Below are 16,095 nucleotides of genomic sequence, written 5' to 3' on the forward strand. Positions count from 1 at the left end.
TTTTCCGACCATCGACTCGAACCCGCCGAACCCGCTAGGATTGCGACCACCCCGTTTCCAGGGCAACCCCTCTAACTTACTCCAACATCCGGTCGTTGTCCAACCGGATCTCGGCGTGACGCATGCGCCCCGACGAAGGGAGATGATCAGAAGGAGGGTCCCGAGGCTTTGGCGATCTCCGCCGACCCCCTCGGGCCTGTGAACTCTATGTACGCCGCCGGACTCCGTCAAATCGAAGTGCACGCCCTGCCGTGACGTGTTTCCCGGTTGCTGGGTAGAGGCTCCGTTATGACGGACCAAAGAGTGTTGCCCAGGGCGCTCGTCGTACTCCTCTGCACCGCGGGTGCCGTGGTCACCCTGGCGGGCATCAGGGAGATCGGGTCGATCGTCGGACCGGTACTGCTCGCTCTGATCCTGGTCCTCGCGGTCTCCCCGGTCAGGACCTGGCTTCGCGGACGCGGAGCTCCCGGGTGGACGCTGGTGGCGATCCCCCTGGTGATCGTGCTGCTCGTCCTCCTGGGCATGGTGGCGATCCTGACCGTGGCGATAGCGCAGATGGCGGCACTCGCGCCCACCTACGACGAGCAGTTCAACCAGCTCGTCGCGGAGGCACAGGAGCAGGCGGCCAGGCTCGGCTTCGGCACCCAGCAGATGAACGAGGCGATCAATTCCTTCGACCCGGGAAAGATCTTCGCGCTCGCGCAGGGATTCGTCTCGGGACTGCTGGGCGTCTTCTCCGGACTGGTCCTCATCATCGTCCTGCTCCTCGCCATGTGCCTGGACGCTCAGGCCTTCTCCAGGATCCTCGCCATGGGGGCGGAGCGCAGGCCCCTGCTCATCGGGGCACTCAACAACTTCGCCCACAAGACCCGCCGCTACCTCCTGGTCTCGACGGGGTTCGGGCTGATCTGCTCCGCGCTGGACGTGGCCGCGCTCTGGGTTCTCGGCGTGCCACTCCCCCTCCTCTGGGGCGTGCTGGCGCTGATCACGAACTACATCCCCAACATCGGCTTCGTCCTGGGGTTGATCCCGCCCGCTCTGCTCGGTCTCCTTGAGGGCGGACCCAAAACCATGATCCTCGTGATCGTCTCCTACATACTGATCAACTTCGTGGTGCAGTCGCTGATCCAGCCGAAGTTCCTCGGTGACGCCGTCGGTCTGTCCACCACCGTCACCTTCCTCTCGCTCATCCTGTGGACGTTCGTCCTCGGCCCGCTGGGCGCGCTGCTCGCCATCCCGCTCAGCCTGCTGACCCGCGCGCTGCTGATCGACAGTGACCCCGACGGCCAGTGGGCCGCCGCCCTCGTCTCCGGGGAGGTTCCCGAGGACGAGCGGCCCGCGCCGGAGAGGAAACCGGGCGGAGACGAGGTGAAGTCCTCGCCGCCCGTACCCTGAGGCCATGTATCGCGAGTGGACGCCGGATCCCCGCCTCGCCGGGCGGGTGGCCTGCCTGTGGGTCAACGAGTCGTCCTCGGCCGCGACACAGCTGGTCGTGCCCGACGGCTGCGTGGATCTGATCTGGGGCCCAAGGGGAGCGCAGGTAGCGGGACCCGACACGGGGCCGAAACCCGTCCGGATGGTGCCGGGTGACCGATACGCCGGAGTCCGGTTCAGGCCCGGCGCGGTGGGCGAGTTGTTCGGTGTGCCGCTTGAGAGCCTGCGTGACCTGCGGGTGCCGCTGTCCGACCTCGAATCCCTCTCGGAACTGTCCGATCTGAAACCCCTCGCGGGACTCCGGCCGCCGGAGCCGCTCTTCGACGCCGTACAGCGGGCTCTGGCCGTACGGCTGCGCGTGACGCCCGAGCCCGACCCGTCCGCGCCCGCGATCGCCGAGGCGCTGCGGGCCGGGCGGAGCGTGCGGGAGGTCGCCTGGGAACTGGGCCTCGGCGAGCGGCAGCTTCTGCGCCGGTCCGTACGGGCCTTCGGCTACGGGCCGAAGGTGCTGCAGCGGGTGGTCAGGTTCCAGCGGGCGCTTCGCCTGGCCAGGCGCGGGGTCACGGCGGCCGAGGTCGCCGCGCTCAGCGGGTACGCCGACCAGGCCCACATGGCGAACGAGGTACGGCGGCTGGCGGGCGTGCCCTTGAAGCGACTGCTCGGCCGGTCCGGTGGCGAGAGCACCTGATCGGGTCCGCGCGGGCCGTCACCCCGGCCCGCGCGCCGTGCCCGCGGTTCGGGGTCAGGCGGTCTCCATCGCGACCGCTCCGCCGCTCACCCGGCTTCGGCCGTCCGGGGAGGCGATCGAGACCTTCAGCGTGCTGGGACGTCCCATGTCCACCCCCTGGATGACCGTGAACTCCGAGGAGCCGGTCCCGAGGACTCGCAGGTAGCCGCCGAACGCGGCGGCCGCGGCCCCGGTGGCGGGGTCCTCCACGACGCCCCCGACCGGGAACGGGTTGCGGGCGTGGAACCGCTCGTCGCCCTCCCGCCAGAACAGGTTCGTCGTCGTCCAGCCTTCGCGGGTCATGACCGCCTTCAGCCGCTCGTAGTCGTAGTCGAGGTCGGCGAGGCGTTCGCGAGAGGCTGCGGCGATCATGAGGTGATCGACGCCGCCGAACGCGACGTGCGGCGGGAAGGCCGGATCGAGTTCGTCGCGGGACCATCCGAGGGCGGCGAGCGCCTCCTCCAGCGCGTCCTCCGCGACGGGCCTGGAGTAGGTGGGAACGCTGGTGAGCGTGGCGCGGAGCGCGTCGTCGACGATCTCGGTGTCGACGACGATCTCGCCCGCCTTGGTGTCGAAGGCCAGGCGTCCGATCCCGAGGCGTTCGGCGAGCGCCACCGAGGTGGCGATCGTGGCGTGCCCGCAGAACGCCACCTCCGCCGAGGGGGCGAAATACCGGACCCTGAAGGCGCGCCGCTCGTCGTCGCGGTCGGTCACGAAAGCCGTCTCGGAGTATCCGACCTCGGCGGCGACGGCCAGCATCTCCGCGTCGGAGAGGCCGGCCGCGTCGAGGACGATCCCGGCGGGGTTTCCTCCTTCGGGATCGTGGGTGAAAGCGGTGTATCGCAGTATTTCCACGGTGCTCGTCACAGGACCGGAACCTATCAGCCAGGCCAGGGCTCGCCGGGGCCCACCGGTGCCCCGCCACGCGGCTGTGACGGGGACGCGGACATGGGAGTTGAGCGGATGTGGGGGCTCAGGTGGAGGCGGAGACGGGCGTCGACGGCGGTGGCCCCTCGGAGGAGGGGGTGGCGGGTGCGCGGAAGACCCGGCGCTCCCAGGGCATGGCGAGTGCCAGGATCGGCAGCAGCACGATGGACGCCTGCGACCAGACGACGTGGAGACTTCGCCAGGTGGCGGAGTCGAACTGGGTCATGTAGAGGTAGCCGTACCCCGCCCAGAGTGAGGCTCCGATGATCGCGGGCCACGCGAAGCGGGTGGGGCGGGCGATCAGGAACGGCATGAACCACAGGAGATACTGCGCGCCGAGCCTGGGGGTGGTGACCATGAAGGCGAGCAGCAGCGCCGTGGTGAGGTCGATCGGGTCGGCGCGGCGCCACAGGAAGGCCGTGATCAGCATGGTGACGTAGATCAGGCGGGTGCCGAAGGTGGCGATCCCCTGGTTGAGGTCGTTGACGCCGTTCATGAGGATGGCGCTGTAGCCCCACTGGCCGACGATCGGGCGGATGTCCTGGATCACCCGGATGACCTCGGGGATCTGGCTCAGCGAGGTGCCGGCGAAGATCGGCAGGGTGACGAGGAAGAAGATCGGCGCGATGCCTGTGGCCACGAATGCCACGGCGCGGGCGCGGAAGGTGGGCAGCAGCAGGAGCAGGCCGGGGATGAGCCAGATCGGCCAGCTCTTGGCGCACAGCGCGAGCCCCATCAGCAGTCCCGCGAACAGGGCCCGGCGCAGGGACTGCCGGTCGCCCTCGCGCGGGGTGAGCGCCACTCGGAGCACCCCGTCCGGGCCGAAGGCGTGCCGTACGGCGCCGGCGAGGCCGTGGAGGGCGACGCTCTGCCGCACCAGCGCGACCGGGTTGGTGGTCATGCCCGGCCGGTGGGGGTCGCCGGGACCTCGGGCGACGACGAAGGCGGCGACGCCGAAGACCAGGGCGACCGGCTCTACCTGGCCGTGGACGGAGGCGACGAGGATGGCGAGCGGGTTGCAGGCGTACTGGAAGGCGCGCAGCGAGGCGTTGGGCCCCCCGGCGAGCTTGCCGACCAGCGGGATCAGCACGATGTCCGCGACCACGGTGACCAGGCGCCCGCCGATCTCCCAGGGGATGCCCAGCCAGAGCAGGAGACCGTAGACGTAGGGGATGGTCGGCAGGAAGTGCCAGCCTCCCGAACTGCCCAGAACGGGATCCTCACGGTTCAGGACCGCCTCGCCGGCGGGCTTGAAGCTGTTGATGAAGTCGACCGGTTGCCAGGTGTCCACCGCCGATGTGGCCATGATGAGCACTCTGAAGGCGATTCCCACTCCCAGCACGACCAGGAGGGAGGGTCTCCAGCCTTTCCATTGCGCTACCAGGGCGAGCACGACACCGGTGACGAGGACGAACCCCGTGAGAATTGCGTAGTCCATGACGGCCCCTAGCCTGCCCGACCTGGCGACCAACCAGCCACCTGCATTCCCAAAACGAGACCACTCTGCCAGTTTTGCGGCCTTCGGGATCAGGGCCGTCGCGAAGGGGGACCGTCTCGGGGCGCGGGCGCGCATGCCGGAGAACCCGCAGGGCACACGGGGATGGAACCTCGCCGCCGGAGGTCCGTCTCCTCCGGCGGCGAGGGGTTATCAGCCCAGGCCGTCGAGATAGGCCCGGTGGCTGCGGGAGAACTCGAAGGCGTTGTACCTGTCCCAGTTGATCGACCAGGTCATCAGGCCCCGGAGGTTCGGGTAGACCCCTCTGGGCCGGTACGTCCCGCAGTTCGTCCCCTTGGCCAGACAGTCGAATGCCTTCTGGACCTCGGCGACCGTGGTGAAACCGTTACCCGCGAACGGGGCGGCGGGCAGGCCGATCGCGACCTGGTCCTGGCGTAGGGCGGGGAAGACGTTGTTCGGGTTGCCCGCGATGGGGAAGCCCGCGAGCAGCATGTCGGTCATGGCGACGTGGAAGTCGTGGCCGCCCATGGTGTGGTACTGGTTGTCCAGCCCCATGATCGGCCCGGAGTTGTAGTCCTGGACGTGCAGCAGCGTCAGGTCGTTGCGCATCGCGTGGATGACGGGGAGGTACGAGGCGGCCCGCCGGTCGGCGGAGCCGTTGGGGCCGGGACCGTAGAACTGGTAGCCCAGCTGGACGAAGAACGTCTCGGGGGCCATGGTCAGCACGAACCTCGCGCCGTACCTGGCCTTGAGGGTCTTGAGCGCGGAGATCAGGTTGACGATGACCGGGGTGGTGGGGGCGGACAGGTTGGTGTCGCCGTTGTCGAGATAGAGGGAGTGGCCCTCGAAGTCGATGTCCAGCCCGTCGAGGCCGTATTTGTCGATGATGGCGCCCACCGACTGGACGAACCTGTCGCGTGCGGCGGTGGTGCTCAGCTGGACCTGGCCGTTCTGGCCGCCGATCGAGATCAGCACCTTCTTGCCGAGTGCCTGCTTGGCCCGGATCCCGGCGATGAACTCGGCCTCGGACTCGACGTTGGGGCACTCGGCGACCGGGCACTGGGTGAAGCGGATGTCTCCCGAGGTCACCGAGGTGGGTTCGCCGAAGGAGAGGTTGATGACGTCCCAGGCGTTGGGCACGTCCGCCATCCGCGTGTAGCCGGAGCCGTTGGCGAAGGAGGCGTGCAGGTAGCCGACCAGCACCCGCTTGGGCAGGGTTCCGGGGGGTGTGCCGGTGACGGTCGCGGAGACCGCGCCGGATCTCGCGGACTCACCCGAGGCGTTGGTCGCGCTCACCTGGTAGCTGTGCGTCCCCGCACCGGGGCTGTCGGTGTAGGAGGTCGCGGTGGGTGCGCCGACCTTCGTCCCGTTGCGGTAGACGTTGTAGCCGGTCGCGCCCGAGGAGGCGTTCCACCTCAGCGAGACGCTCGTGCCGTTGACGGTGGCGGCGAGCCCCGAGGGTACGGACGGGGGTGGCTGGCTTCCGCCGACCGTGACGGAGATCGCGCCCGATCTCGCGGACTCACCCGAGGCGTTGGTCGCGCTCACCTGGTAGCTGTGCGTCCCCGCACCGGGGGTCTCGGAGAAGGTGGTCCCGGTGGCGGTGCCGACCTTCGTCCCGTTGCGGTAGACGTTGTAGCCGGTCGCGCCCGAGGAGGCGCCCCAGCTCAGCGAGGCGGTGGTGGCGTTGCCGGTGCCGGTGAGCCCGGTGGGCGCCGCGGGAGGCTGCCCCTGCCCCGGTGCTCCGTCGAGGACGATGTCGTCGGCCTGGTAGACGCCCTGGCCGTACCAGCCGTTGACGTAGATCGTGACCGAGGTGGTCGAGGCGCCGGTGGTGAACGAGGTCGACAGCTGGACGTAGGACGACGGTGAGGACGCCCATGTGCTGGGGTCGGTGCCGCCGGTGCCGGTCGCGCCGAGGAAGACGTAGCCGCCCCTCACCCAGGCCGAGAGGGTGTAGGCCGAGGACGGTCTGACGCTGATCGTCTGCTGACAGCGGGCGGTGTCGTTCCCGGCCGGTGTGGCCTGCAGTGCCCTGGTGCCACTGTGAACCGGCGAGGACACCGCCGTGGCCCCGGAGGAAGCCGTGCAGGTCCAGCCGGTCAGCCCGCTCTCGAAGCCAGGGTTGACCGCGATGTTGGCGGCGTGGGCGGGGGACGCGGCGAGCGTCGCACCGCCCAGCGCCAGTACGGCGATCGCCGCGAGTTTCCTGAGGTACATCCGATTTACCCCGCAAAGATCTTTAGGAGGGTGTTCGTGGGGCACGGCCCGCCCCCCGGGCGGGGTGCGGGCCGTGCCGGACGGGTCGTGCGGGAAGCATGGGAAGCGCGGTGCGTTTCCGCTTCCCGCACGCGCCGGGTGTCTTCGCCCGGCGCGCTCTCCGCTCTGGGCGGGCCCGCGCCGGACGTTCTCGCCATGGGCGGACCCGCTCCGCGCGGGTCAGAAGCCGGCGGTGACGCGGGTGAAGTCCCAGTCGCCCTGGGCGATCCCGCTGCAGTTGGAGGTCACGCCGCCGCCCGGGCAGGGGCGGTCGCGGTTGACCGCCCAGTAGGCGAAGCGGGTCAGGCCCTTGGACCTGGCCCAGTCGCGGATCTGGGTCCAGGTCGCCACCGTGGTCAGTTCCTGCTGGTCGGACAGGCCGTTCATGCCGGAGATGCCCATGCGGGCGTATGCTTGCGCGTCGGTCCAGCCGTTGGCGGCCTTGAGCGCGTTCTTCAGGCCTTCCGAGGCGTTGACGGTGTCGGTGTAGATGTTCGAGGCGCCGAAGTCGAACGGCATGATCGTGTAGTTGTCGATCGGCACGGCGAGCGCCTTGGCCTGGTTGATCAGGCGGATGCCGTGGGAGGTCGGGCCGGTGGTCGAGGTGCCGAAGGTGACGACGACCTTGACGTTCGGGTTGTTCTGCTTGACGATCTTCAGGCCGTTGAGGATGCGGTCCTGGACGGTGTAGTTCTCGAACTCGTCGGTGTTCTCGATGTCGAAGTCGACGACCGCGGGGCCGACGGCGTTGATCACCTGCTGCACCGCTCCGGCGAAGGCGGCCGGGGTGGAGCAGTTCGGGCCGAGCTTGTTGCCCGACCATCCGCCGAAGGAGATCTGCACGCTGCCGCCCGCGGCCTTGATCTGGTTGATCGCGGCCTGGTCGGCGCCGCCGGTCAGCGGCCTTGAGCCGTCCCAGGCGGGGTTGCAGCCGCCGCTGGACAGGATGAACGCCATGGTGAAGGACTTCACGCCGGTGGCGTTCATGACGGTCACCGGGTTGGGCGGGTTGCCCCAGCCCATGTAGAGGTAGGGGGCTCCGGCCATCTTGCCGCCCGGGTCGGGGTTGGTGCAGCCGGTGGTGGTGGCGCTCACCGCGCCGCTCGCGGCCGACTCGCCCTGGGCGTTGTACGCCCTGACCGTGTACGTGTGCGAGGTGCACGTCCCCAGCGAACCGATCGTGGCACTCGTACCACTCACCTGCGCCCGCTGCGTACCACCCTCATACACCCGGTAGCCCGTGACGGTGCCGCTGGAGGCACCCCACGACAACGAGATCGAAGAGTTCGTCGTCCCCGTCACCGACGGGGTCCCAGGTGTGCCCGGGGTTCCCGGGACGCTGCCGCCACCGCAGGCCGCGCCGTTGAGCGTGCAGTTCGACGGGCTCACCCCACCCGGACTGCCGTTGAAACCGAAACTCGCCGTCGCCCCCGGAGCGATGGTCGCGTTCCAGCCGACATTGGTGAAGGTGAAACGCTGCCCGCTACGACTCATCGCCGCGTCCCAGAAAGACCCGACGTTCGCCCCCGAGGGCAGATCGAAGGCGACCGACCAACCGTTGATCGCCGTCGTACCACCATTCGTGATCGTGTACTTGCCCTCGAAACCGGTACCCCAGTCCGAGGTCTTGGTGAAGACGGCGGTGGTGGGTGCCGCGAACGCGGGGGTCGCGACCGTTGACAGGCCGATTGACATGCCGAGCGCGGCGAGGACCGCGGTCAGCGTTCGTCGAAATCTCATGGCACTTCCTCGGTTGGGGGGAGGAGATCGGGGGTGCGAGGTCGGGGCCCCGGGCCCGCCCGGGCGCGTCGTGGACGGTGAGGTGCCGGGCGGGTCCGGGGTCGTGAGCTGCGGGGGCTAGGGCAGGGTCGCGAGGTGCGGCTTGACGGTCCTGGAGAAGTTCCAGTTGTTGCTGGCGTCCCAGTTGATCGACCAGGTCATCGCGCCGCGGATCCCGGGGTAGGCGCGCGGCGGTACGAAGCTGCCGCAGCCGGTCCTGGTGGCGAGGCAGGTGAGGGCCTGGTTCACCAGGGCGGGGGCGACGATCCCGCCGCCCGCCGCGCCGGGTCCCGCAGGCAGTCCGAGCGCCACCTGGTCGGGACGCAGTCCGTTCTCCAGCTGGATGCAGGCGAGCGCGGTCATGAAGTTGACCGAGCCCTGCGAGTAGGCGGCCATCTGGTCGCAGCCGAGCATGGAGCCCGAGTTGTAGAACTGGGTGTGGACGACGGTGAGGATGTCCTTGATGTTCAGCGCCAGCTTGAAGTACTCGGCGCCGGTGGACTGCATGTCGATGGTCTGCGGCGCCATCGTGATGATCAGGTTCGCGCCCGCCTTCGCCCGCAGCGACCGGAGCGCCTGGCCCATGTAGGTGGAGTTGAGCCCGTTCTCCAGGTCGATGTCGACGCCGTCGAAGCCGTAACTCTGCATCAGGGCGTAGACGGTGTCGGCGAACTTGGTCGCCGCGGCGGCGCTCGCCACCTGCACGCGGCCCGCCTCGCCGCCGACCGAGAGGATGACCTTCTTGCCACGGGAGTGGAGGGTCTGCACGTCGGCCCTGAACTGGGCGTCGGTGTAGCCGCCGAGGGAGGCGGACAGGCCCGGGTCCACGGCGAAGACGACCTCACCGGGGGTGGCGGTGGCCTCTCCGAAGGAGACCGCGACCAGGTCGTACTCGTTGGGCACCGCGGAGAGCCGCAGTTCGACGGCCGGGTTGTCGAAGTTGTGCCAGTAGCCGGTGAGGAAGTGCTTGGGCAGCGGGCCGCCGCCGGTGCAGCCGGTCGTGGTCGCGCTCGCCGGGTCGCTCCTGGGGCCCTCGCCCGCGGAGTTGTACGCCGCCACCGTGTAGGTGTGCGCCTCGCACACCCCCAGCCCGGACACCGTCGTGCTCGTCCCGGTCACGGTCGCCCGCACCGTCGACCCCTCGTACACCCGGTAGCCGGTCACCGTTCCCGAGGACGCGCCCCACGAGAGCGACACGCTGTTCGCGCCGCCTGTCGCGGCCACCGCGCCCGGCTTGCCGGGGACGCCGCCGGTGCAGCCGGTGGTGGTGGCGCTCACCGCGCCGCTCGCGGCCGACTCGCCCTGGGCGTTGTACGCCCTGACCGTGTACGTGTGCGAGGTGCACGTCCCCAGCGAACCGACCGTGGCACTCGTACCACTCACCTGCGCCCGCTGCGCACCACCCTCATACACCCGGTAGCCCGTGACGGTGCCGCTGGAGGCACCCCACGACAACGAGATCGAAGAGTTCGTCGCCCCCGTCACCGACGGGGTCCCAGGTGTGCCCGGGGTTCCCGGGACGCTGCCGCCACCGCAGGCCGCGCCGTTGAGCGTGCAGTTCGACGGGCTCACCCCACCCGGACTGCCGTTGAAACCGAAACTCGCCGTCGCCCCCGGAGCGATGGTCGCGTTCCAGCCGACATTGGTGAAGGTGAAACGCTGCCCGCTACGACTCATCGCCGCGTCCCAGAAAGACCCGACGTTCGCCCCCGAGGGCAGATCGAAGGCGACCGACCAACCGTTGATCGCCGTCGTCCCACCATTCGTGATCGTGTACTTGCCCTCGAAACCGGTACCCCAGTCCGAGGTCTTGGTGAAGACGGCGGTGACCGAGGCGGCCTGGGCGGGTAGCGCGACCGTCATCGCCAGGAGGAGGGCCGCCAGTGCGACGAGGGAACGAGCGATGGCGTGTGGTTTCACGTTGACCTCATGCATTCCGTGGGGTGACCGTACGGCCCGCGCCGCGCGAGGGGGGATGCGCGGATGTGGCGCGAGCCGTACGGCGGGGTGGGCTCGGTCTCGCCCGAGGGGCGGAGACCGTTCCGTTGATCGGCGCGGGGCGCCGGGGACCGCCGGGATCGGCGGAGCGTCACCGGCTCGTGGCTCCCGGGCGGCGGTGTTCGGCCGTGGCTCGCGGGCGCCGGCCTGAGTCCTCGGGGCGGGCGACGGCGGCGCCGATGAGCGCCGTGGGGACGCCCGTATCGATGGCGGGCGTGGCGATGGCCGTGACGGCGAGGAGGGGGGCGGCCGTGACGCCGGGCGTGGGCAGGCCTCGGCGAGGGCTTGCAGCCGCAGTCAGGACGGGCGGGGAAAAGGTGCGCCGCATGATCGCTCCGATGGACGTGGAACCTGGGGGGTGAGGCGTCCGGACGGTCGGACCTTCGGTGGCGACGGCTGCCGCCGTCGGTTGTCGCAGCTAGGGGTCGGCGAGAGGGGACGCGCGAGCCATGGGCACCCCCAGTCGGCACTTCTTTTAGGAAAGTTTCCTAAGAGTTGTCGTGATCGTAGCCTTGACAGACCCCTGACACAAGGCCCAAAAAACGTCGGCCGCTCACGCCGTCCGGGAAACCCGGGAGAGGATGGCGCCGGCCGCGGACGAGCGCGGGCGCGCCGTTCGTCGACTTCGGTGCGAGGTCGGCCATCGCGGACTCCGGTTCGCGATGGCGACGCCGACGAGCGAAAGGAGCGACCCGAGGTCGGCTGTCACGAGCCCTGATTCACCGTGGTCGCGACGCCGACGAGCGAGAGGAGCGGCCCCGGGTCGGCTATCGCGAGCCCTGGTTCGCCTTGATCGCGACGCTGACGAGCGAGAGGAACAGCTCGGCGTCGGCCCGGCCCTCGATGGACATGGCCACCCACCCGTCGTCGGCTCCGGGGGTGACCCGGCGACAGTCGGTGAGCACCCGCGCCCATCGGTCGATCACGGGTTTGGTGAGGAGCAGCTCCGCCGTATGGTCGCCGGACATCCTGACGATCTCCCGGCCGCCGGCCTGGAACCCCAGCCCTTTTCTGGTGCGCCTCAGCGCGAGGTCCGGCCAGCGGAGGAGCTGGGCGGCCACATTCTCGACACCCTCGGTGGAACGGCGGGACGCGTGCGTGCGCAGCACTGCCATGTCTCTCATCGTCGCGGACCGGACACGATCGGGAAAGCTACCGTTTCTTAACCGTTACCGGCACAGTGATCCTTTTGGCGAATCGTAATGATCCTCACCGGTCTCAACCGTTATTGCAGTGTTATTGACTTGTTTTCGCGAAGGCACGGGCCGAGGTCAGGTACGGTGAGTGCCCGGTGACCACCGGAGGTAGCCCTCTCCAGCACCCCCTGCGACTGCTGACATGTTCGTGTCACGCCGGGGTAGGCGTGAGCGTCCAGCGTCTGCCACCGCACCAGCCCGTGGAGCGTCAATGAGCCACCAGCCCATCGTCCTCCCCCGTCTCGCCGCTCTCGCCAGGCAGGCCGCGCCGAGACTGCTGGAGGGCGTCGTCGCCCCCCTCGCCGTCTTCTACGCCGCCCTCGCCCTCCTCGGCCTCAAGGGCGCGCTGATCGCGGCGGTCGCCTGGGTGTACGCGGGGGTGGGGTGGCGGCTGGTCCGGCGGGTCCCCGTGCCGGGGACGATGATCCTCGCCACCATCGCGATCACCGTGCGAGCGCTGCTGGGGTTCTGGACCGGGAGCGCGGTGATCTACTTCCTCCAGCCGGAACTCGGGACGATCTGCATCAGCGTGGTCTTCCTCGCCTCGGTGCGCCTCAACCGCCCGCTGGTGCAGAGGCTCACCCTTGACTACATCCATCTGCCCTCCGCGGTGCTGAGACACGAGCGGGTCCGCCGCTTCTTCGCCCGCATCACCCTGCTGTGGGCCTTCGTGCTGCTCGCCAACTCCGCGGTGAGCATCTGGCTCCTGCTGCACGAGTCGATCGGCACCTACCTGCTGGTCCGCACCACCGCCGTGGCCGTGATCAGCGGCCTGGCGGTGGCCTTCTCCCTGTACGCCTTCCGCCGGATGCTGAGCCGCCTGCACTACGAACCCGTCGCCACCCCGGCCATCGCCGCCCCGCCCGCCTAGCGCTCCGGCTCCCGCCCGTCCCGGCCACCTGACCGCTCGGGCTCCCGCCCCGCGCGGCCGTCGCCGCGCCGGTCACCCGGTGTCCGGGCGTCCGGCGCGGTCCCCCGGTGTTCGGAGCGTCCGGAGCGGTCAGCGCCTCGCCTGGAGCCGTACGGCGGGGCGGGCGGCGAGTACGGCGGCGCAGACGGCGAGGGCCAGGCAGGCGGCGATCACCCCCAGGATGAGCGGCCACGGCACCACGAGGGGGACGTCCGCGTGCATCGCCGTGGCGAGGGCGCCTCGCATTCCCAGCAGCGCGGGCAACGCCACCACGAGCCCCAGTCCCGCGCCGAGCAGCACCACGAGCGCCGACTCGGCGGCCACCGTCCCGAGCACCTGCCGTCCCGTCGCGCCCGACAGGCGCAGCACCGCGAGGTCGCGGACGCGCCCGGCCGCCGACATCACCATCGTGTTCACGATCGCCACGCCCGCGTAGGCCGTGGACACCACGACGAGGAGCACGGTCGCGATCCACACCAGCCGGTCCTCCTCGGCGTCCGCCTCCGCCGAATAGGTGCGGACGTCCACCGCGCGTGCCCCCGGACCTGGCGGCGCCGGGGCACCGGCGACGTACGCCTCCTTGGCGAGGGTCGTCGCGTCGTGCCTTCTGAACAGTTCGCGGGACAGCAGGACGTCGGCGTCCGCCCCCCGGATCACGCCCCCCACCGTCGGTGACGCCGAGGTGCCGTCCTCGAACGACACCGGCAGCGGCGAGCCCGGCCGCAGCCCCCGATCCTCGGCCAGCCAATCCGCCACGAGCACCCGGTCAGCGTCCCTGAGCGCGTCGAGCGAGCCGGACACCACCTGGACGTCACCCGCCGACTCCAGGAGTTCCGGGGTGGCGCCGATCGCGCTCAGGACACCGCCGTCCGGTTCGAACAGAGCGCCGAACAGGGACGATCGTGCGCCCGACGCCGACGCCGCCGTGTCCGTGAGCCCCGGCGTGCCGTCCGGCACGATCACCGCGTCCGCCCGGATCGTGGTGGCGCGCACCTCGGCGAACGCCGCGGCCGTCGTCTGCACCATTCCCGTGATCAGGATCGCGCAGCCCACCGTGACCAGTACCGGGGTGGCCGTGGCCGCGGTGCGGCGGACCGCGGTCAGCGCGTTCTCCCTGACGAGCGTCCCGGTCGCGCCCCGGCCTCGGGCGAGCGGCCACGACACCAGCCGCGCCACCGGCGGCACGACCGCGGGAGAGAGCAGCGCGAGCCCCGCGATCACCCCCATCGCCGCGACCAGGCCAGACAGCGCGAACGCCTCCGAGCCGTCAGAACCCCACGCGTCGACCGCGGCCGCCAGTCCCAGCGCGCAGCACGCCGCCCCGGCGATCCACCGCGCGCGCGGCATCGGCCGGTCGTCCACCTCGGCCTCGCGCAACGCCTCCAGCGGACGTACACGCGCGGCCCGTCCGGACGCCGACCACACCCCCGCCAGCGTGACGACCACTCCCATCGCGAACGAGCCCGCGAGCGGCGGCGCCGACGATCGCACCGCGAAGCCCGGTGGTTCGAACCCGGCCGTGATCAGCACGTCCCCCAGTACGGGAGCGAGCGAGGCTCCGGCCGCCACCCCCGCCGCCGTCGCGATCACGCCGACCACCAGCGCCTCGCCGTACACCATCCTCCGCACCTGGCGCGGCGTCGCGCCGACGGCGCGCAGCAGGCCGAACTCGCGGCGCCGCTGCGCCACCCCCACCGCGAACGTCGAGCCCACGACCAGGATCGACACGAACACCGACAGCGTGGCCATCCCGGTGAGCACCTGCAGGCCGATCCAGCGGGTCCGCTCGTGTTCCCTCGTCTCCAGGACGTCGCGCCCCTCCCCCGTGCGCACCACACCGGACGCGCCGGCCACCGTCCGTGCGGTCGCGGCGACCGCGGCGACGTCCGCCCCCGGCTTCGTGACCAGGCCGATCGCGCGCACCCCCGCCGATACGCGGGCCGCCTCGGTGTCGCTCAGGTACACGCCTGGCCCGTTCACCGTGCCGGACACCGTGTACGTCACCGGCCCGTGCGCGGTCAGCACCCGTACCCGCGCCCCCGGCGCGAGCCCCAGCGTCCGGTCCAGCGCCACCTCGCCCTCCCTCGGCGCGGCACCCGCCGTCAGTGTGTACGGCGCCAGCGTCGCCGCCGACCACGCGTACCCCCGGTCACCCGGCACCGGCCTGCCGTCGATGACCGGCTGTGCGTAGAACATCCGATCCGGTATGGCGTGCGCCACCCCGGGGATCGCGCCCAGCCGTTCCCGCAGCGACGCGACCGTCTCCGGCGACCAGGGACGATCCGGGGCGAAGTTACCGTCGCCCCGCTCGATCGTCGGCACCGAGACGAACACGGGCGTCCCCGCCAGCCGGTCGGGCACCCTCGCCCCGGCCGAGGTGAGGGCGAGGACGCTCATCGACACCATCGTCATGCCGAGGAACAGCACGACGAACCCCCCGGCGAAGGAGTGCCACCGCTCCCGCAATGTCGCGAAGGTCAGCACGGCACGGCCTCCAGTGCGGCCATCCGGGCGGCGACGAGCTCGGCGGTGACGGTTCCGGTGTACTCGTCCACCACGCGCCCGTCGGCGAGGAAGAGCACCCGGTCGGCGTAGGAGGCCGTCACCGGATCATGCGTCACCATGATCATTGTCTGTTCGTGGTCGTCGACGAGCCCGCGCAGCATGCCGAGGACCTGGTGCGACACCCTGGTGTCGAGCTGGCCGGTCGGCTCGTCGGCGAACACCACGGCGGGCCTGGTGATCAGCGCCCGCGCGATGGCCACACGCTGCTGCTCGCCGCCGGACAGACCGCTTGGCCGGTGCCCCGCCCGGTCCGCGAGGCCGACCTCCGCCAGCGCCGCCCGGATCAGGCCGGGCGGGGCCGCGCGGCGGGCCAGACGCAGCGGCAACGCGACGTTCTGCTCGGCGGTGAGCGCGGACACCAGGTTGAACGCCTGGAAGACGAACCCCACCCGCTCGCGGCGCAGCAGGGTGAGGCCGTTCTCGCTCAGCGAGCCGAGGTCGGTGTCCTCGATCACGACCGTGCCGTCGGTCGGCCGGTCCAGGCCCGCCGCGCAGTGCAGCAGGGTGGACTTGCCGGATCCGGAAGGACCCATGATCGCCGTCAGCGTGCCCGCGTGGAAGCTCGCCGTCACCCCGTCGAGGGCCCTCACCCGGTGGTCTGCCGTGCCGTACGACCGGCGCACCGCCCGCAGCCGCACGGTCTCCCGGTGATCGGCACCGGCCCCTTTCCTGTGCGCGCGGTCCCGGCCGCCGATGGGCTCCTTCGGGTGCGTGCATTCTGGGCCGTCCGGGGTGTCCGTCGGATGCGTGCGGTCCGGGCCGTCCGGGGTGTCTGTCGGATGCATGCCATTCAGCAAAGCCGCCCATGCCGTTCCGGCGCATTGGCGCAGGGGCGAGAGGTGAG

11 protein-coding genes are annotated in these 16,095 nt (G+C 70.7%); 3 read left to right on the top strand and 8 right to left on the bottom strand.

Going from position 1 to position 16,095, the window contains the following annotated elements:
• Positions 1–288 precede the first annotated feature (288 nt).
• A complete protein-coding gene (locus tag ABZ664_RS37190; RefSeq protein WP_362521502.1) occupies positions 289–1,395 on the top strand; it encodes an AI-2E family transporter in 1,107 nt (368 codons plus the stop codon).
• Between the two features lie 4 nt (positions 1,396–1,399).
• Entirely contained in the window at positions 1,400–2,122 is a 723-nt protein-coding gene (locus ABZ664_RS37195) for a DUF6597 domain-containing transcriptional factor (protein ID WP_362521505.1), read from the top strand.
• Between the two features lie 54 nt (positions 2,123–2,176).
• Here ABZ664_RS37195 and ABZ664_RS37200 read toward each other — a convergent pair whose 3' ends face one another.
• The 6 genes from ABZ664_RS37200 to ABZ664_RS37225 all read right to left on the bottom strand — a co-directional run bounded on the left by ABZ664_RS37200 (position 2,177) and on the right by ABZ664_RS37225 (position 11,695).
• Positions 2,177–3,016 carry a PhzF family phenazine biosynthesis isomerase gene (locus ABZ664_RS37200; RefSeq protein WP_362521508.1) on the bottom strand — a complete coding sequence of 280 codons (840 nt, stop codon included), beginning with the start codon at positions 3,014–3,016 and terminating at the stop codon, positions 2,177–2,179.
• 118 nt (positions 3,017–3,134) lie between these two features.
• Positions 3,135–4,526: a hypothetical protein gene (locus tag ABZ664_RS37205; protein ID WP_362521511.1), complete on the bottom strand. Its 1,392-nt coding sequence runs from the start codon at positions 4,524–4,526 to the stop codon at positions 3,135–3,137.
• Positions 4,527–4,736: 210 nt separating this feature from the next.
• The gene (locus tag ABZ664_RS37210) at positions 4,737–6,764 is read right to left on the bottom strand and encodes a glycosyl hydrolase family 18 protein (RefSeq protein WP_362521514.1); all 2,028 of its coding nucleotides are present in this window, start codon (positions 6,762–6,764) and stop codon (positions 4,737–4,739) included.
• Between the two features lie 219 nt (positions 6,765–6,983).
• Complete coding sequence (locus tag ABZ664_RS37215) at positions 6,984–8,543, bottom strand: cellulose binding domain-containing protein (protein ID WP_362521517.1); 1,560 nt, start codon at positions 8,541–8,543, stop codon at positions 6,984–6,986.
• A gap of 117 nt (positions 8,544–8,660) precedes the next feature.
• Positions 8,661–10,502, bottom strand: coding sequence for a cellulose binding domain-containing protein (locus tag ABZ664_RS37220; protein ID WP_362521520.1), 1,842 nt, complete (start codon positions 10,500–10,502; stop codon positions 8,661–8,663).
• Between the two features lie 845 nt (positions 10,503–11,347).
• Positions 11,348–11,695: a luciferase family protein gene (locus tag ABZ664_RS37225; RefSeq protein ID WP_362521523.1), complete on the bottom strand. Its 348-nt coding sequence runs from the start codon at positions 11,693–11,695 to the stop codon at positions 11,348–11,350.
• Between the two features lie 292 nt (positions 11,696–11,987).
• On the opposite strand from ABZ664_RS37225, the gene ABZ664_RS37230 reads away from it, so the two are divergent.
• Positions 11,988–12,647 carry a VC0807 family protein gene (locus tag ABZ664_RS37230; protein WP_362521526.1) on the top strand — a complete coding sequence of 220 codons (660 nt, stop codon included), beginning with the start codon at positions 11,988–11,990 and terminating at the stop codon, positions 12,645–12,647.
• 129 nt (positions 12,648–12,776) lie between these two features.
• Here ABZ664_RS37230 and ABZ664_RS37235 read toward each other — a convergent pair whose 3' ends face one another.
• The gene (locus tag ABZ664_RS37235) at positions 12,777–15,170 is read right to left on the bottom strand and encodes an ABC transporter permease (RefSeq protein ID WP_362521529.1); all 2,394 of its coding nucleotides are present in this window, start codon (positions 15,168–15,170) and stop codon (positions 12,777–12,779) included.
• Positions 15,164–16,036 carry an ABC transporter ATP-binding protein gene (locus tag ABZ664_RS37240; protein ID WP_362521532.1) on the bottom strand — a complete coding sequence of 291 codons (873 nt, stop codon included), beginning with the start codon at positions 16,034–16,036 and terminating at the stop codon, positions 15,164–15,166. Before ABZ664_RS37240 ends, ABZ664_RS37235 begins: the two co-directional genes overlap by 7 nt.
• Positions 16,037–16,095 lie beyond the last annotated feature (59 nt).

Origin of the sequence: Streptosporangium sp. NPDC006930, from assembly GCF_040635605.1 — a bacterium.
Lineage (GTDB): Bacteria > Actinomycetota > Actinomycetes > Streptosporangiales > Streptosporangiaceae > Streptosporangium.